Genomic DNA, 16,759 nt, shown 5'->3' with positions numbered 1-16,759 from the left:
CGGCATGGCGCTCTGGGACCGACTGCCCGCCCCGCCGATCCGGCTGCCCCGACCCCGCGGGCTCGGCCGCTACACCGTCGAGCGCGACCTGCCGGTGACCATGCCGGACGGCGTGACGCTGCTCGCCGACCGGTACGTCCCGGCCGGTGTGGAGCGTCCGCCCACGATCCTCGTGCGGACCCCCTACGGGCGGCGCGGGCCCGCCGCCCTCGCCAACGGGCTGCTTTTCGTCCCGTTCGGATTCCAGCTGGTCGTGCAGAGCGCGCGCGGGACGTCCGGGTCCGGCGGCGAGTTCGATCCTCTCGGCAGCGAGCGGGCCGACGGGCTCGTCACCGTCGAATGGCTGAAGCGGCAGTCCTGGTTCCACGGCAGCTTCGCCGCCTTCGGCCCCAGCTACCTCGGCTACTCCGCGTGGGCGATCGCGGCCGAGGCGGGGCCCGAGCTGAAGGCAATGTCCCTGCAGATCACCGCGTCCTCGTTCCGGGACGCCGCCTACGTGGGCGGTTCGTTCGCGCTGGAGTCCGCGCTCACCTGGACCGACCTCACCCACCGGCAGCAGCGGCCGCTCGGCATGATCACCGCGCCGCTGACCTCGCGCCGCCGCGCCGTGCGCGCCGCCCGCTCCGGGCGCCCCCTCACCGAGCTGGACGTGCTGGCGGGCGGCGCGCCCATGCGCTTCTACCAGGACCTCCTCGCCAACCACACCGGCGCCGGCGGGTACTGGGAGAGCCGCGACTTCAGCGGCACCGTCGGCGAGGTCGCCGCCCCCGTCACCCTGCTCGGCGGCTGGTACGACGTGTTCCTGCCCTGGATGGTCAAGGACTATCTCGCGCTGCGCGCCGCCGGGCACACCCCGTACCTGACGATCGGGCCGTGGTGGCACACCGACGCCCGCCACGGCCTGCCGGCGATCCGCGAGTCGCTCGCCTGGTTCCGCGCCCACCTGCAGGGCGACCCGTCCGGGCTGCGGGTGGACCCCGTCCGCGTCTACGTCACCGGCGCCCGCGAGTGGCGGCACTACCGCGAGTGGCCCCCGCCCGGCACGCGGCAGGAGCGCTGGCACCTGCACGCCGGCGGCGGCCTCGGCGAGGACGGCCCGCAGGACCACCCGGCGAGCACCTACACCTTCGACCCGGACCGCCCCACGCCCGCGCTCGGCGGTCCCACCCTGCTCGGCAGTTCCCGCCCGGTCGACAACCGCCCGCTGGAGCGGCGCCCGGACGTCCTGGTGTTCACCTCCCCCGCCCTGGCCGCCGACCTGGACGTCATCGGCCCCGTGGGCGCCGACCTGTTCGTCCGCTCCGACCGCGAGCACACCGACTTCGTCGTCCGGCTCTGCGACGTCGACCCGGACGGGACGTCCCGCAACGTCTGCGAGGGCGGCCTGCGGCTGCCCGCCGCCGCGGCGAAACCCACCGGGACGGACGGTGTCCTCCGCATCGCGGTCGACCTGTGGCCCACGGGGCACCGCTTCGCCCGCGGCCACCGCGTCCGCGTCCATGTCACGAGCGGCGCCCACCCCAAGGTCGCCGCCAACCCCGGCACCGGCGAACCCCTCGCCACCGCCGCGACGAGAACGGTCAGGGCGCACCAGGAGATCTTCCACGACCCGGGCCACCCGTCCGCGATCATCCTCCCGATCGCCGAACGCTCCCCCGAGGCCATCGTCCCGGCCCCCGAGGAGGACGCCCTCTAGCCGACCGCCCCGGCCACCGGTCAAGGGCAGGGGCGTGGAGCGAGCACAGCGAGCGCAACGAGCGCAACGCGCCTGCCCGCCGAGCCGGTCGACCGCAGCGACACGCCACAAACCCGCACGGTCACGGCGACCCGAGCCGTGGCGTGAGGATCGACCGGCTCGTGACGGGGGGTTCCAGGGGGGTCGCTACCCCTGGGCCAATATCGCCTTGGCGAAGCGTTCGGCGCTGCCTGGGCCGTGCTGGAGGTAGAGGTTGGGCTCGGTCAGCTCCAGTTCGATGATCAGCGGCGCGCCGTCGGGGCCGGGGATCATGTCGACGCGCGCGTAGAGGAGGTCCTCCCCGCCCGGGACGGCGGCGAGGGCGCGGGCGGCCAGCTCCAGTTCCGCCTCGGTCGCCGTGGACGCGGTGACCCGGCCCCGTGTGGCGTCGTCGCGGACCGGCCCCTCGACGCCCGCCCCGGCGGTGAGGATCCGGGCCTTGCGGCCGGCGTGGCTGTACTCGCCGTCGCAGAAGATCAGCGCAGTCTCGCCGGCCGTGTCGACGGCGGACAGGTACGGCTGGACCATCACCGTCCGGCCCGCGTCGCGGAGCGAGCGCAGGTGGGCGCGGGCGGCGTCCTCCTCGCCGGGCCCCCAGCGGGCCGTGTCGCCGGCGCCGATCGACACGGCCGGCTTGATGACGTACTCGGGCCACCCGGACGGGATGTCGTCCGGGTCCCACAGGGTCGGGACGACCGGGACGCCCGCTTCGGCGAGGTCGCGGAGGTAGCGCTTGTCGGTGTTCCACCGCACGATCGCGGCCGGGTTGAGAACGCGCGGCAGGCTCTCGGCCCACGCCGTGAACTCGTCCCGACGGTCGGTGTAGTCCCAGGTGGAGCGGATGACGACCAGGTCATAGCGGTCCCAGTCGACGTCGGCGTCCCAGATCACGGGCTCGGCGGCGACGCCCAGTTCCGCGAGGGCGGCGGTCAGGAACTGGACGTCGTCGCTTCCGTCGGGCAGCAGCGAGCACGTCGCGAACGCGACGGTCATGTCAGGGGGGTCATGTCGGGGGGTTTCCTCTTCAGCGGACGGGGTGGCCGGCCTCGCGCAGCGCGGCCTTGACCTCGGGGATCTTCAGCTCTCCGAAGTGGAAGACGCTGGCGGCGAGGACGGCGTCGGCGCCCGCGTCCACGGCGGGCGCGAAGTGCCGGGCGGCCCCGGCGCCGCCGCTGGCGATCACCGGCACGGTGACCGTCTCCCGGACGAGCCGGAGCATCTCCAGGTCGAATCCGGCCTTGGTGCCGTCGGCGTCCATGGAGTTCAGCAGGATCTCGCCGACGCCGAGGTCCTCGGCCCGGCGGGCCCACTCGATCGCGTCGATGCCGGTGCCCTTGCGGCCGCCGTGCGTGGTGACCTCGAACCCGGACCCGGTCCCCTCGGCACGCCGCGCGTCCACCGACAGCACGACGCACTGGGACCCGAACCGGTGCGCGGCCTCCCGCAGGAACTCCGGCCGCGCGATCGCGGCGGTGTTGATCGAGACCTTGTCGGCGCCGGCGCGCAGCAGCCGGTCGACGTCCTCGACGGTGCGGACGCCGCCGCCGACCGTCAGCGGGATGAACACCTGCTCGGCGGTGCGCCGCACCACGTCGTAGGTCGTGGAGCGGTCGGCGCTGGAGGCGGTGATGTCCAGGAATGTCAGCTCGTCGGCGCCCTCGGCGTCGTAGCGGGCGGCCAGTTCCACCGGGTCCCCGGCGTCCCGCAGGTTCTGGAAGTTGACGCCCTTGACCACGCGCCCGGCGTCGACGTCCAGGCACGGGATCACCCGCACGGCCACGCTCACTTCACGGCCTCCAGGGCCTCTTCCAGCGTGAACGCCTGCGCGTAGAGCGCCTTGCCGACGATCGCGCCCTCGAGTCCGCCCCGACCAACCGACCCCGGCCTGCCGCCTCGGCCGTCGGAGACGAGCCCGGCGAGCGCGCGCAGGTCGTCCAGCGAGGACACACCACCGGACGCGATGACGGGCTTGTCCGTCTTGGAGCAGACCTCGCGCAGCAGCTCGGTGTTGGGGCCGCGCAGCGTCCCGTCCTTGGTGACGTCCGTGACGACGTAACGGGGGCAGCCGTCGTCCTCCAGCCGCGCGAGGACGTCCCACAGGTCGCCGCCGTCCCGCGTCCAGCCGCGCGCGGCCAGCGTCGTGCCCCGCACGTCCAGCCCCACCGCGATCCGGTCGCCGTGCGAGGCGATGATCTTCCGGCACCAGTCCGGGTTCTCCAGCGCGGCGGTGCCGATGTTGACCCGGGCGCATCCGGTGGACAGGGCCGCCTCCAGCGACGCGTCGTCGCGGATGCCGCCGGACAACTCCACCTTCACGTCCAGCTTCCCGGTCACCTCGGCGAGCAGTTCCCGGTTCGACCCGCGCCCGAACGCCGCGTCCAGGTCGACCAGATGGATCCACTCCGCCCCCGCCCGCTGCCAGGCGAGCGCCGCCTCCAGCGGGGCGCCGTAGGAGGTCTCGGTGCCCGCCTCGCCCTGGACCAGGCGAACCGCCTGGCCGTCGGCGACGTCAACGGCGGGAAGGAGCGTCAAAGTCATGCGGAAACCCTATCGAGGCTGGTGGGACGGGTGCTCAGGCCAGGGTGGCGAGCCAGTTGCGGAGGATTCCGGCGCCGGCGTCGCCGGACTTCTCCGGGTGGAACTGGGTCGCGCACAGGGGGCCGTTCTCGACGGCGGCGACGAAGCGGTCGCCGTGCTCGGACCAGGTGACCAGGGGCGGGGCGATGGTGCCGGTCGGGTCGGGCTCCAGGTCCCAGCTGCGGGCGGCATAGGAGTGGACGAAGTAGAAGCGCTCGTCCTCCAGGCCGTTGAAGAGCGCGGAGCCCTCGGGGACGTCCACGGTATTCCAGCCCATGTGCGGGACGACCGGGGCGTCGAGGCGGTCGACCGTGCCGGGCCACTCGTCGCAGCCCTCGGTGGTGACGCCGTGCTCGATGCCCTTGGAGAACAGGATCTGCATGCCGACGCAGATGCCGAGGACCGGGCGGCCTCCGGCGAGGCGGCGGCCGATGATCTGGTCGCCGCGGACCGATCGCAGCCCCGCCATGCAGGCGGCGAACGCGCCGACGCCCGGGACGACCAGGCCGTCGGCGGCCAGGGCCGCGTCCCAGTCGGCGGTGACGGTCACGTCCGCGCCGGCGCGGGCGACGGCGCGCTCGGCGGAGCGCAGGTTCCCGGAGCCGTAGTCGAGGATCACGATGCTCTTCACAGCCACATCACTCCCCCGGCGAAGGCGAGCGCGGCCAGGACGAGCACGAGAAGCGCGGCGATCTTCAGCCCCTGCTTGACGAAACTGTAGACGCCCGCCAGCAGGAACACCGCGACGGCGAAGACCACCACGTTCCCGTAGGTGAGGTGCAGGTCGCCGATGCTCACGGCTACAGGGCCCCCTTGGTGGAGGGGATGCCGTGCACCTTCGGGTCGAACGCCACCGCGTCGCGCAGCGCGCGGGCCAGGGCCTTGAACTGCGCCTCGACGATGTGGTGGGCGTTGCGCCCGTACGGGACGTGGACGTGCAGCGCCACCTGGGCGTTCGACACGAACGACTCGAAGATGTGCCGGGTCATCGTGGTGTCGTACTCGGGGCCGATCATCGGGGCCATGCCGTCCGGTTCCACGTGCACCAGGTAGGGCCGGCCGGACACGTCCACGGCGACCTGCGCGAGCGCCTCGTCGAGGGGGATGGAGGCGTCGGCGAACCGGCGGATGCCGGCCTTGTCGCCGAGCGCCTCGCGGAACGCCTGGCCGAGCGCGATGGCGGTGTCCTCGATCGTGTGGTGGCTGTCGATGTGCAGGTCGCCGGCGGTCTTGACGGTCAGGTCGAACGACCCGTGCTTGCCGAGCTGGGCCAGCATGTGGTCGAAGAACCCCACGCCGGTCGCCACGTCGACCTGCCCGGTGCCGTCCAGGTCGATCTCGACGAGGACCTGGGTCTCCTTGGTCCCGCGTTCGACTCGTCCCTTGCGCGTCACACGCTCTCCTTCAGTGCAGTGCGGAAGGCGGCCATCTCCTCGGGGGTGCCGACGCTGACCCGCAGCCACTCGGGCGGTCCCACCTCCCGGATCAGCACGCCGCGGTCGAGCAGTTTCTCCCAGACCTTCCGGCGGTCCGGGAACGTCCCGAACAGGACGAAGTTGGCGTCGGAGTCGGCCACCCGGAACCCCTCGGCGCGCAGCCAGGCGACGACGGCGTCGCGGTCGCGGCGCAGGGCCTCGACGCCGCCGAGCAGCTCCTCGCCGTGGGCGAGGGCGGTGCGCGCCACGGCCTGGGTGACGGCCGACAGGTGGTAGGGCAGCCGGACGAGCAGCAGCGCATCGATCACGGCGGGGTCCGCGGCCAGGTAGCCGAGGCGGGTCCCGGCCATCGCGAACGCCTTGGACATCGTCCTCGTGACGATCAGGCGCGGGTTCCCGTCCAGCAGTGTCAGCGCCGACGGGGTCCCCGCGCGGCGGAACTCGGCGTACGCCTCGTCGACGACGACCATGCCGGGCGCCGCCTCCAGCACCGCCTTGATCGCGTCCAGCGGCAGGGCGGTGCCGGTCGGGTTGTTCGGCGAGGTCAGGAACACGATGTCGGGCCGGTGCTCCTCGACGGCCGCGACGGCGCGCTCCGGTTCGAGGCCGAAGTCCTCGTCCCGGAAGGCGTCGACCCAGCGGGTCCCGGACACCCCGGTGATGATCGGGTGCATCGAGTAGGACGGCTCGAAGCCGAGCGCGGTCCGGCCGGCGCCGCCGAACGCCTGCAGGATCTGCTGGATGATCTCGTTGGAGCCGTTGGCGGCCCACACCCGCCCGGCGGTGAGGCCCACGCCCGGCGTGTCGGCGTTGAGGAAGGCGGCGAGGTCCTCGCGGAGCGCGACCGCGTCCCGGTCGGGGTAGCGGTTCAGCGAACCGGCGGCGTCCATGACGGCCTCGCCGATGGCCTGCACGAGGCGGCCGGACGGCGGGTACGGGTTCTCGTTGGTGTTCAGCGCGTACGGGACGTCGAGCTGCGGCGCCCCATAGGGCTCCCGGCCGCGCAGGTCGTCCCGGAGCGGCAGGTCGTTGAGCGAGGTCACGAAGGGATCTCCCAGTCGAAGCGGGCCTTCAGGGCGGCGCCGTGCGCGGGCAGGTCCTCGGCCTCGGCGAGCGCGACCACGCGGGCGGTCGCGGCGGCGAGGGCGTCGCGGTCGTACTCGACGACGTGCACGCCGCGCAGGAACGACTGCACCGACAGGCCGGACGAGTGGCAGGCGCACCCGCCGGTCGGCAGGACGTGGTTGGACCCCGCGAGGTAGTCGCCGAGCGACACCGGCGCGTGCCGGCCCACGAAGATCGCCCCCGCGTTGCGGACGCGGGCGGCGACCGCGGACGCGTCCGCGGTCTGGATCTCCAGGTGCTCGGCGGCGTAGGCGTCCACGACCTTCAGGCCGTCCTCGATCCCGTCCACCAGGACGATGCCGGACTGCCGCCCGGCGAGCGCCTCGGTGATCCGCTCGGTGTGCCTGGTGCGCGCGACCTGGGCCTTCAGCTCGGCCTCGACCTCGTCGGCGAGCCGCACCGAGTCGGTCACCAGGACGGCGGCGGCGAGCGTGTCGTGCTCGGCCTGGCTGATCAGGTCGGCGGCGACGTCCACCGGGTCCGCGGTGCCGTCGGCGAGGATCGCGATCTCCGTCGGGCCCGCCTCGGCGTCGATGCCGATCACGCCCTTGAGCAGCCGCTTGGCGGCGGCGACGTAGACGTTGCCGGGCCCGGTGACCAGGTCGGCGCGCGGGCACTCCCCGGTGCCGTAGGCGAACATGGCGATCGCCTGCGCGCCGCCGGCGGCGTACACCTCGTCCACGCCGAGGAGCGCGCACGCCGCCAGGATCGTGGGGTGCGGCAGCCCGCCGGACTCCTTCTGCGCGGGCGAGGTGACGGCGAGGGAGCCGACGCCCGCCTCCTGCGCGGGGACGACGTTCATCACCACGCTGGACGGGTAGACGGCGCGCCCGCCCGGCACGTACAGGCCGACCCGCCCGACCGGGATCCACTTCTCGGTGACGGTGCCGCCGGGCACGACCCGCGTGGTCACGTCGGTGCGGCGCTGCGCGCGGTGCACGACGCGGGCGCGGCGGATGCTCTCCTCCAGCGCGTCCCGTACGGCCGGATCGAGGTCGGCGAGGGCCCGGTGGACGGTCTCGACCGGAACCCGCGTGCTCTCCTGCTCGACCCCGTCGAACGCCTTCGTGTACTCCCGGACCGCCTCCGAGCCGCGATGGCGGACGTCCTCGCAGATGGGCCGCACCTTCTCCAGGGCGGCCTCGACGTCGAGTTCGGCGCGGGGCAGCACGGAGCGCGGATCGCCGGGAAGCGAGCCGCGCAGGTCGATACGGGAAATCACCCGTCCAGTCTACGGAGTGGCCTCGGTCCGCCGCGCACCGTCTCACGTGCCGAGACGCGTGTGTCGGTCACGCGCTCAGGGTGCCGTCCAGGACGATGACGGCCCGGCCGGACAGCGTCACCCGGTCGCCGCGCAAGGCGACGCGGACGTAGCCGCCACGTTCGGACGCCTGGTAGCCGGTCAGGGTGTCCCGGCCGAGACGCTCAGCCCAGTAGGGCGCAAGGGCGCAGTGCGCGGAGCCGGTCACCGGGTCCTCGCCGTGACCCCCCAGGACGCGCGCGGCGAAGAAGCGGGACACGAAGTCGTGCTCCTGCCCGGGGTCGGCCGCCGCCGTGACGATCACGCCGCGGGCGTCGATCGCGGCGAGCGCCCTGATGTCCGGGGCGAGCTTGCGGACCGACGTCTCGTCGGCGACCTCGATGAGCCGGTCGTTCTGGGCGTTGCGCCCGGCGCTCAGGACCGGGACGCCGAGAGCCTCCGCGAGCCCTTCCGGGATGCCGGTCGGCTCGGCGGGGACGGCCGGGAAGTCCATCGACAGGGCGCCGTCCTCCTCGCGGGCGACGGTGAGGACGCCGCTTTTCAGCGTGTTGAACGAGATCAGGTGGTCCGGGGAGACCATCCCGATCTCGTAGAGGGCCTGCGCGGATGCGAGGGTGGCGTGCCCGCAGAGGGCGACCTCCGTCACAGGCGTGAACCACCGCAGTTCGAAACCGCCACCGGACTCCCCCAGCGGACGGACGAACGCCGTCTCGGAGTGCTTCATCTCGGCGGCGACGCGCTGCATCCATCCGGGATCGGCGGCGTCGCGGAGCAGGCACACCCCGGCCGGGTTGCCTGCGAACGGTCGGTCGGCGAAGGCGTCAACGACGAGCATCCTCATGCCGCCGACGCTATCGGCCGTCCCGGCGGCCGCGGCATGGCCAATCCGCGAGAAGTGGCCCGCCGGCGCCGCGTCGATGACACCCGCTTCACACTCTGAAAAATCCACCCTTACCAAGATCATCAATATCGACGTACTCTTGCGGCGGAGGGCGTTTCCCGGTGGCGCCCAGGAGCGTGGGAGAAGTTGTGACCGAGCGGCTCGCCCTGTTCCCCCTGGGCACCGTGCTGTTCCCCGGCCTGGTGCTCCCGCTGCATCTGTTCGAGGACCGGTACCGGCGGCTGATCGGCGACCTCCTCGACCAGCCCGAACCCCGGGGGTTCGGCGTCGTCGGCATCGAACTCGGCCACGAGGTCGGCGAGGGGGCCGCGCACCGCCTCGCCGAGATCGGCTGCGTCGCCGAACTGCGCGAGGTGACGCCGCATCCGGACGGGCGGTACGACGTCGTGACGGTAGGCACCCGGCGGTTCAGGCTGAAGGAGCTGGACCGGTCCCGCCCCTATCTGCGCGGCGAGGTCGAGTTCCTGCCCGAGGAGCCCGGGAGCGACCCGGAACCCGTCGCGGCCCGGGTCCGGCGGCTGTTCCGGCTCTACCGGCACCGGCTCGGGGCCGCCGGCGCCGGGCATGTCGACAGGGCGGAGCCGCCGGAGACCCCGGTCGCGCTGTCGTACGCGATCGCGGCGTCGCTCGTCCTGGACGGGCACGACAAGCAGCGGCTGCTGGAGTGCGAGGACGCGACGCTGCGGCTGGAGGCGGAGCGGGAGCTGCTGGCCCGGGAGAACCGCATCCTGGACGTGCTCCCGATGATCCCCGCCGGGCAGTTCCTGGACGGGTCGTTCACGCCGAACTGAAGGATCACGGCAGACTGCCCTCCATGAGCACAGCCAAAGCCAAGGGCGGCAAGGGGACGCCGGCGACGGTCGCCGCGGCGAAGGCCGAGGTCGGCTTCACGCTGCACACCTACGAGGTGGACCCGGACGCCGAGTCCTTCGGGGAGGCCGCCGCCGACGCACTGGGCGTCCCGCACGACCGGATCTTCAAGACGCTGCTGGCGGAGGTCGACGGGAACCTCACGGTCGGGGTCGTCCCCGTGTCGTCCAGCCTGGACCTGAAGGCGCTCGCCGCGGCGGCCGGCGGGAAGAAGGCGCGGATGGCCGACCCGAAGGACGCCGAGCGCGCCACCGGGTACGTCGTCGGCGGGATCAGCCCGCTCGGGCAGCGCCGGCGGCTGCCGACCGTGATCGACGCGTCGGTGTCAGCGCTCGCGACCGTCTATGTCTCGGCCGGCCGGCGCGGACTCCAGATCGAGCTCGTCCCCGCCGACCTCGTCCGCCTCACCGGCGCCCGCGTCGCCGGGATCGCCCGCGGGTAGCCGCCGGACGACCATCTCCAGCAGCCCGTACACGGCGACCGCCGGCAGCGCCCAGAACACGAGCACGCCCCTGGCGCGCAGGTCGGCGACGCCGGTGACGGTGGCGCCGTCGCGCCCGTGCCGGACCACGTCCTCGAAGTGCCCCAGCCCGATCTGGTGGCCGGTCTTCCAGGCGAGGACGGCCGCGGCGACACCGCCGGCGGCCAGCCCGAGCAGCAGCGCGATGTCGTTGCCGCGCCCGCCGGCCAGGTAGGCGCCGACGCCGCACAGGACCCCGGCGACGAGCGCGATCAGGGCGAAGCGGGCGTCGATGCCGATCGGCCCCTGGCCTTCCGGGTCGGCCAGAAGTGCCTCACCCTGCACGACCACATACGTCACCTTGGGAACGGTCGCCGCCCACAGCAGTCCGGCGAGCGGTCCCAGCAGCGTGACGACGCCGCTGGTGACCGCCCAGATCGCCAAGAGCCTCCCGGTCGGTCGCCGCACCTCGTACGCTCCTAGGTGGAAGTCCTCTGACAGCGAAAGCCTAGCCTGCCCAGGTCAGCCGATCGACTCTCGAAGGGTGTCCGATTCCCGCCCACGACCGCCACGATTACTGGGATAATGTGCCCGACATGTCCGGATTCAGTCCTGCGTTCCATCGCCTCGGCGCCGCGCTGGCGGCCGTCGTCCTGCAGCAGCAGGAGACGCTCGCCGAGTTCCTGCCCCGCGAGGACTGGAGCGCCGACCTGACCGCCCGCACCTACTCCAGCGGCGGCGTCACCGTGCGGGTCTCGCTGCTCGGCAGCTACGCGGCGCGGGAGCGCACCTGGCTGTGGGGCTGGGCCAACCCGCAGTTCGGCGACGCGCACCCCGCGGTCGCCCCGACGCTGGTCATCCGGACGCTCGGCGAGCGGCTCGGCATCACCGAGTTCGTCACCCCGGAGGTCGACCTGTCCTGGTACGAGGGGCCCGCCGGGCACGGCGGCGAACTCATCGCGATGGCCGCGGGCGGCGTCCTCGGCGGCGCCGGCTACATCGGCGCCGGCTACGACGGCGGCTCCGCCTACCTGCACGTGGACGACCCCCAGGCGCCGCCCGCCCGGTGGGACCCGGTGCCGCTCCCCCGGCTGCTGGCGAACGCGGCGAGCCTGTTCCCGCGCGAGCCGCGGCTGACGCTCGCCGGCCTCCTGTCGCGCCACCGCGTCCCCTACCGACAGACGGACGTGCTGACCGAGGTGCTCCTCCCCGGCGGCGGCACCGCCCGCGCCCGCTTCGACGGCCTGGGCCGCTTCGTCGACTGGAAGGCCGAACTGACCCCCGCCGTCCTCGGCACTTAGCCGCCGTCTGAAGGGCGGTGCACAGCACCGCTGGCCGACGCGACGACCTCAGCCGCGGCCGCGACCACGCAACAACCTGTGCCGTTGCGATCGCGTCCGAAGGCAGTTTCGAGCTTGCGAGAAACTGATCGCGCAGCGAGCCGCCAGGCGAGCCGGAGCGATGCCGCGATCGCTCGCATCGCCCGACGATGGAGGGCCGCCAGGCCCGAAGGAGGAGGGCGCTGCCATGGGCACAGCGGGCATGCGTCAGCCGAGGCAGGACGGGCCGAGCAGCTGCTTCAGGTCGCCCATCAGGGCCGGGGACGGCGCCACCCGGAGTTTGTCGTCCAGGCGGACGACCGTGGTGCGCGGGCCGTTCTGGAGGTGCAGGTGCACCTCGGAGGTGCCGGGATGGGTGATCAGGACCTCCTTCAGCCGCGACACCGTGGGGGGCGTGCAGCGGCCGAGCGGCATCATGACCGAGAACGGGCCGGTCGCGTCGGTGATGGTCAGGTCCGGCTGGGTGACCTCCATCGCGATGATCTTCGCGACGTCCTCGCGGCGGTCCAGCCTCCCCTTGACGATCAGGATCGCGTCCTCGGCGAGGAGCGTCGAGCACAGCTGGTACGACGACGGGAAGCACAGCACCTCGATGGAGCCGCCGAGGTCCTCCAGCTGGAACATGGCCCACGAGTTGCCCTGCTTGGTGACCTTGCGCTGCAGCCCGGACAGCAGGCCCGCGATGACCACGATCTGGCCGTCGGGCCGCTCGCCCTCGTTCAGGACGGCGATGGTGCAGTCGGCCTCGCGTTCCAGGATGTGCTCGACGCCGAGGAGCGGGTGGTCCGACACGTACAGGCCGAGCATCTCCCGCTCGAAGGCGAGCAGGGTGGTCTTGTCCCACTCCTCGCCCTCGGGGATCGCGACGGCGAACGCGTCCTCGCCGCCGTCGTCCTCCAGGGCGCCGAACAGGGAGTCCTGCCCGACGGCCTCCTTGCGCTTGATGTCGATGACCGAGTCGATCGCCTGCTCGTGCACCATCAGCAGCGCCTTGCGCTGGTGGCCCAGCTCGTCGAACGCGCCCGCCTTGATCAGCGACTCCACGACCCGCTTGTTGCACACCTGCGGCGGGACCTTGTTCAGGAAGTCGTTGAAGTCGGTGTAGGCGCCCTTCTCCCGGCGGGCCGCGACGATGCCGTCCACCACGTTGTGGCCGACGTTGCGGACCGCCGACAGCCCGAAGCGGATCTCGGTGTCGCCGAGCGGGGTGAAGTCGGCCTCGGACGTGTTGACGTCCGGCGGCAGCACCTTCAGGCCCATCCGGCGGCACTCCGACAGGTACAGGGCGCTCTTGTCCTTGTCGTCGCCGACGGACGTGAGCAGGCCCGCCATGTACTCGGCCGGGTAGTTCGCCTTCAGGTAGGCCGTCCAGTAGGAGACCAGCCCGTAGGCGGCGGAGTGCGCCTTGTTGAACGCGTAGTCGGAGAACGGGACGAGGATGTCCCACAGCGTCTTCACGGCCTCCTTGGAGAAGCCGTTGTCGGCCATGCCCTGCTCGAACCCGACGAACTGGGCGTCCAGTTCGGCCTTCTTCTTCTTGCCCATGACGCGGCGGAGCAGGTCCGCCTTGCCGAGCGTGTACCCGGCCACCTTCTGCGCGATCGCCATGACCTGCTCCTGGTAGACGATCAGGCCGTAGGTCGTGTCGAGGATCTCCTTGAGGGGCTCCTCCAGCTCCGGGTGGATCGGGGTGATCTCCTGCTGCCCGTTCTTGCGGAGCGCGTAGTTGGTGTGGGAGTTCGCGCCCATCGGGCCGGGCCGGTAGAGGGCGCCGACGGCGGAGATGTCCTCGAAGTTGTCCGGCTTCATCAGGCGGAGCAGGGAGCGCATCGGCCCGCCGTCGAACTGGAACACGCCGAGGGTGTCGCCGCGGGCGAGCAGCTCGTAGGTCGGCTGGTCGTCCAGCGGGAGGCCGAGCAGGTCGACGTCGACGCCCTTGTTCTTCTTGATGCCCTTGAGCGCGTCGTCGATGATCGTCAGGTTCCGCAGGCCCAGGAAGTCCATCTTCAGCAGGCCGAGCGTCTCGCAGGTCGGGTAGTCGAACTGCGTGATGATCGCGCCGTCGGCGTCCCGGCGCATGATCGGGACGTGGTCGGTGATCGTCTCACCGGACATGATGATCCCGGCGGCGTGCACGCCGGTCTGGCGGATCAGGCCCTCCAGGCCCTGCGCCAGGTCCATGATCTGCTTGACGTCGGTCTCTTCCTCGTACAGCTTGCGCAGCTCGCCCGCCTCGCCGTGGCGGGGGTGCTTGTCGTCGAAGATCCCCGAGAGCGGGATGTCCTTGCCCATCACGGCGGGCGGGAACGCCTTGGAGATCCGGTCGCCGAGCGCGTACGGGAAGCCGAGGACGCGGCCGGCGTCCTTGATGGCGGCCTTCGCCTTGATGGTGCCGAAGGTGGCGATGAACGAGACCTTGTCGGCGCCCCACTTCTCGGTGGTGTAGCGGATGACCTCGGCGCGCCGGTCTTCAGGGAAGTCGATGTCGATGTCGGGCATGGACGCGCGCTCGGGGTTCAGGAACCGCTCGAAGATCAGCCCGTGCGGGATCGGGTCGAGGTCGGTGATGCCCATCGCGTACGCGATCAGGGAGCCCGCCGCGCTGCCTCGCCCCGGCCCGACCAGGATGCCGTTCTCCTTGGCCCACATGATGAAGTCGGCCACGACCAGGAAGTACGAGGGGTACCCCTTGCCGAGGATGACGCCCATCTCGTACTCGGCCTGCTCCTTGTAGCCGTCCGGGAGACCGTCGGGGAAGCGGCGCTCCAGGCCCTTCCAGACCTCCTTGCGGAACCAGCTCTCCTCCGTCTCGCCCTCGGGCACGGGGAAGCGGGGGCTGAGGTCGCGGTACTCGAACATGCCGGCGGGATCGACGCGCTCGGCGATCATGAGGGTGTTGCGGCAACCCTCCAGCCAGGCGTCAGAGGAGTCGATTCCGCGCATCTCGTCGGCGGTCTTGAGGTAGTAGCCGCTGCCGTTGAACCGGAACCGGTCGGGGTCGGCGAGCTGCTTGCCGACCTGCACGCACAGCAGCGCGTCGTGCGCGGTCGCCTCCGACTCGTGGGTGTAGTGCGAGTCGTTGGTCACCACCGGGGGGATCCCGAGCTTCTTGCCGATGTCGAGCAGGCCCTGCCGAACGTTGCGCTCGATGTCGAGCCCGTGGTCCATCAGCTCAAGGAAGTAGTTCTCCTTGCCCAGGATGTCCTGGAAGTTCGCGGCGGCCTTCAGCGCCTCGTCGAACTGGCCGAGCCGTAGCCGCGTCTGGATCTTTCCGGACGGGCAGCCGGTCGTTCCCATGACGCCCTCGGCGTGCTCGGCCAACAGTTCCTCGTCCATGCGCGCGTACTTGAAGACGAAGCCTTCGGTGTATGCACGGCTGGACAGCTTGAACATATTGTGCAGCCCGGCCCTGTTTCGGGCCCAGAGCGTCATGTGGTTGATCAGACCACCGCCCGACACGTCGTCCCGCTTCTGGCTCGGCTCGCCCCACTGCACCTTCTTCTTGTGGAAGCGGGATTCGGGCGCCATGTACGCCTCGCAGTTGTGCAGGATGAAGTCCGAGACGTAGGAGTTGTCCTCCTCGACCTCGAAATTGAAGACCTCGCACTCCAGCTCGACGGCCTCCACGTGCCGGATCGGACGGTACAGGTAGTCGTCGTCCTCGATGGTTCGGGCGTAGGCACGGTCCGGGTGATAGGAAACCTGGTACCAGCGGTAGTCGTGGTCGCTCCGTCCTTGAGGGAAGTTCCCCTTCTCGACGCCACTGGACACCGTGCTCCAATGCCCGAGGTCGGCGAGGAGCGCACGCACGCCCCAAGCCAGTGATCGGGAGGCGACCTTGATGTCACGTCGGCCGGCGGTGTTCGTAACCGCCGCCGACGACCGGCCGTCGCCGTCGAGGAAACCGTCGAGGAAGCCCCTGCGGACGTCGGCGGGTCCGTTGAGCACGCAGTCCGGTACCCGCTTGCCACGGGCTCCTCGACCCACCAGCCTCGCGAAGACCGAGGCCAGTGGTACACAGCAGGCGCTGATCTCCTGGGAGCCCTTCTCGGGCCGGGGGTACGTCTGAGACGGGATCTCGAAGCGGCCGAGCAGGCGTCGCCACCGGTCCGCGAGCAGCTCTTCGGCCTGGTTGAGCGTGATCCCGATGCCGCCCGTCAGCTCACCGTCCCGGGCCTGCAGATGGCCCTCGGCGGCGTACAGCCCGAGCAGGTAGCCGAAGTCATGGTCCAAGGTGATCCGGCGCGGCAGCGCGGGCCACACGTGGTCCGTGCGGTGTTCGGACGCATAGGCGCGTCGCAACCCGCCCGCGGGGTCTTCGGTGAAACCGCCGGGCATCAGCGGAAGAATGTCGAGCGTCCGCCGTTCGTCGGCGAGCTTGGGCAGGCATGCCCAGGAATTCCATGAGTCGACGCCGCCCCTGGCGGTGCGCCGCCCCGCCAGGATGTCTCCGGGCTTCTTCCAGTCCACCAGACCGTCCGGGGTGCGGACCAGGACCGGATGTTCTTCCGTCAAGGTCAGGGTGCGTCCGTACCGGCCCGCGAGTTCGATCCTGTACCCGCGCCCGGAGTAAGCGCGCCGCATCGTCCTCAGCACGCGCCGGAAGCGGCCCCGATGCGTCAGGACGAGGTCTCCCACCCGGACGTCCTCGACGTGCTTGACGCCCTCTGCGGTGAGGATCTCCTGGCCGGCGAGCAGGCAGCCGATGATCGGGGTGACGTCCGCGGCGCTGGCGTGCTTCCAGAACTCGTAGGCGCCGTGCATGTTGCCGTGGTCGGTCATGGCGATCGCCGGCATCTCCTGCCGCCCGACCTCCTCGAACATCTGCTTCAACCGGGCGGCTCCGTCGAGCATGGAGTACTCGGTATGAACGTGCAGGTGAACGAAAGAGTCGGCCATGCCTGCTGCGCCTCCTGCTCGTCGCATGCGAGCGCCCACGCGCGTGGCCGCACGTGGTCGCGTGTCGGTACCGGGGGAAGATCGTCAACCCGGAGCGGGGCGCCGGGATGACGCGGTGGTGCGAGCCTAACCGCTTCACCCGTCACTCGCGCCCC

The 16,759-nt window shown here is 71.7% G+C and carries 15 protein-coding genes; 4 read left to right on the top strand and 11 right to left on the bottom strand.

Annotated features, from left to right (window positions below):
* Nucleotides 1-4: 4 nt before the first annotated feature.
* Complete coding sequence (locus tag ACQPZP_RS16445) at nt 5-1,696, top strand: CocE/NonD family hydrolase (RefSeq protein ID WP_433478477.1); 1,692 nt, start codon at nt 5-7, stop codon at nt 1,694-1,696.
* Nucleotides 1,697-1,882: 186 nt separating this feature from the next.
* Here ACQPZP_RS16445 and ACQPZP_RS16440 read toward each other — a convergent pair whose 3' ends face one another.
* From ACQPZP_RS16440 to ACQPZP_RS16400, 9 genes are all read right to left on the bottom strand, one after another.
* On the bottom strand, nt 1,883-2,728 hold the full coding sequence (locus tag ACQPZP_RS16440; protein WP_433478476.1) for an ATP-grasp domain-containing protein: 846 nt from the start codon (nt 2,726-2,728) through the stop codon (nt 1,883-1,885).
* Between the two features lie 31 nt (nt 2,729-2,759).
* Nucleotides 2,760-3,521, bottom strand: coding sequence for an imidazole glycerol phosphate synthase subunit HisF (gene hisF, locus ACQPZP_RS16435; protein ID WP_433478475.1), 762 nt, complete (start codon nt 3,519-3,521; stop codon nt 2,760-2,762).
* Nucleotides 3,518-4,273 carry a bifunctional 1-(5-phosphoribosyl)-5-((5-phosphoribosylamino)methylideneamino)imidazole-4-carboxamide isomerase/phosphoribosylanthranilate isomerase PriA gene (gene priA, locus ACQPZP_RS16430; protein ID WP_433478474.1) on the bottom strand — a complete coding sequence of 252 codons (756 nt, stop codon included), beginning with the start codon at nt 4,271-4,273 and terminating at the stop codon, nt 3,518-3,520. Before priA ends, hisF begins: the two co-directional genes overlap by 4 nt.
* Nucleotides 4,274-4,307: 34 nt before the next feature.
* The gene (gene hisH / locus ACQPZP_RS16425) at nt 4,308-4,943 is read right to left on the bottom strand and encodes an imidazole glycerol phosphate synthase subunit HisH (protein WP_433478473.1); all 636 of its coding nucleotides are present in this window, start codon (nt 4,941-4,943) and stop codon (nt 4,308-4,310) included.
* Entirely contained in the window at nt 4,940-5,110 is a 171-nt protein-coding gene (locus ACQPZP_RS16420) for a hypothetical protein (protein ID WP_433478472.1), read from the bottom strand. Before ACQPZP_RS16420 ends, hisH begins: the two co-directional genes overlap by 4 nt.
* Nucleotides 5,111-5,112: 2 nt before the next feature.
* Nucleotides 5,113-5,706: an imidazoleglycerol-phosphate dehydratase HisB gene (hisB, locus tag ACQPZP_RS16415; protein WP_433478471.1), complete on the bottom strand. Its 594-nt coding sequence runs from the start codon at nt 5,704-5,706 to the stop codon at nt 5,113-5,115.
* On the bottom strand, nt 5,703-6,791 hold the full coding sequence (locus tag ACQPZP_RS16410; protein WP_433478470.1) for a histidinol-phosphate transaminase: 1,089 nt from the start codon (nt 6,789-6,791) through the stop codon (nt 5,703-5,705). The genes hisB and ACQPZP_RS16410 overlap by 4 nt, the downstream gene beginning before the upstream one ends.
* Entirely contained in the window at nt 6,788-8,095 is a 1,308-nt protein-coding gene (gene hisD, locus ACQPZP_RS16405) for a histidinol dehydrogenase (RefSeq protein WP_433478469.1), read from the bottom strand. Before hisD ends, ACQPZP_RS16410 begins: the two co-directional genes overlap by 4 nt.
* Before the next feature lie 67 nt (nt 8,096-8,162).
* Nucleotides 8,163-8,975 carry a PhzF family phenazine biosynthesis protein gene (locus tag ACQPZP_RS16400; protein WP_433478468.1) on the bottom strand — a complete coding sequence of 271 codons (813 nt, stop codon included), beginning with the start codon at nt 8,973-8,975 and terminating at the stop codon, nt 8,163-8,165.
* 176 nt (nt 8,976-9,151) lie between these two features.
* Here ACQPZP_RS16400 and ACQPZP_RS16395 point away from each other — a divergent pair, with 176 nt between their 5' ends.
* Nucleotides 9,152-9,826 carry an LON peptidase substrate-binding domain-containing protein gene (locus ACQPZP_RS16395; protein ID WP_433478467.1) on the top strand — a complete coding sequence of 225 codons (675 nt, stop codon included), beginning with the start codon at nt 9,152-9,154 and terminating at the stop codon, nt 9,824-9,826.
* A gap of 23 nt (nt 9,827-9,849) precedes the next feature.
* Nucleotides 9,850-10,347 (top strand): Cys-tRNA(Pro) deacylase, encoded by a 498-nt coding sequence (gene ybaK, locus ACQPZP_RS16390; RefSeq protein WP_433478466.1) that lies wholly within the window; start codon nt 9,850-9,852, stop codon nt 10,345-10,347.
* Here the strand turns inward: ybaK and ACQPZP_RS16385 are convergent.
* Nucleotides 10,231-10,833 carry a hypothetical protein gene (locus ACQPZP_RS16385; RefSeq protein WP_433478465.1) on the bottom strand — a complete coding sequence of 201 codons (603 nt, stop codon included), beginning with the start codon at nt 10,831-10,833 and terminating at the stop codon, nt 10,231-10,233. The two genes, ybaK and ACQPZP_RS16385, sit on opposite strands and share 117 nt — an antisense overlap.
* A 128-nt stretch (nt 10,834-10,961) precedes the next feature.
* Here ACQPZP_RS16385 and ACQPZP_RS16380 point away from each other — a divergent pair, with 128 nt between their 5' ends.
* Nucleotides 10,962-11,666, top strand: a complete 705-nt coding sequence (locus ACQPZP_RS16380) for a DUF6882 domain-containing protein (protein WP_433468627.1) — start codon at nt 10,962-10,964, stop codon at nt 11,664-11,666.
* Nucleotides 11,667-11,912: 246 nt separating this feature from the next.
* Here ACQPZP_RS16380 and dnaE read toward each other — a convergent pair whose 3' ends face one another.
* The gene (gene dnaE / locus ACQPZP_RS16375; RefSeq protein ID WP_433478464.1) at nt 11,913-16,604 is read right to left on the bottom strand and encodes a DNA polymerase III subunit alpha; all 4,692 of its coding nucleotides are present in this window, start codon (nt 16,602-16,604) and stop codon (nt 11,913-11,915) included.
* Nucleotides 16,605-16,759 lie beyond the last annotated feature (155 nt).

Source organism: Spirillospora sp. CA-142024, assembly GCF_050942325.1.
Lineage (GTDB): Bacteria > Actinomycetota > Actinomycetes > Streptosporangiales > Streptosporangiaceae > Spirillospora.
This window is presented reverse-complemented; position numbering and strand designations above follow the sequence as displayed.

Excerpts from the sequence above, each read along its gene's own strand:
- ACQPZP_RS16400 (WP_433478468.1), bottom strand. The coding sequence starts at position 8,975 with ATGAGGATGCTCGTCGTTGACGCCTTCGCCGACCGACCGTTCGCAGGC.
- ybaK (WP_433478466.1), top strand. The coding sequence starts at position 9,850 with ATGAGCACAGCCAAAGCCAAGGGCGGCAAGGGGACGCCGGCGACGGTC.
- ACQPZP_RS16380 (WP_433468627.1), top strand. The coding sequence starts at position 10,962 with ATGTCCGGATTCAGTCCTGCGTTCCATCGCCTCGGCGCCGCGCTGGCG.
- ACQPZP_RS16445 (WP_433478477.1), top strand. The coding sequence starts at position 5 with ATGGCGCTCTGGGACCGACTGCCCGCCCCGCCGATCCGGCTGCCCCGA.
- dnaE (WP_433478464.1), bottom strand. The coding sequence starts at position 16,604 with ATGGCCGACTCTTTCGTTCACCTGCACGTTCATACCGAGTACTCCATG.
- priA (WP_433478474.1), bottom strand. The coding sequence starts at position 4,273 with ATGACTTTGACGCTCCTTCCCGCCGTTGACGTCGCCGACGGCCAGGCG.
- ACQPZP_RS16440 (WP_433478476.1), bottom strand. The coding sequence starts at position 2,728 with ATGACCGTCGCGTTCGCGACGTGCTCGCTGCTGCCCGACGGAAGCGAC.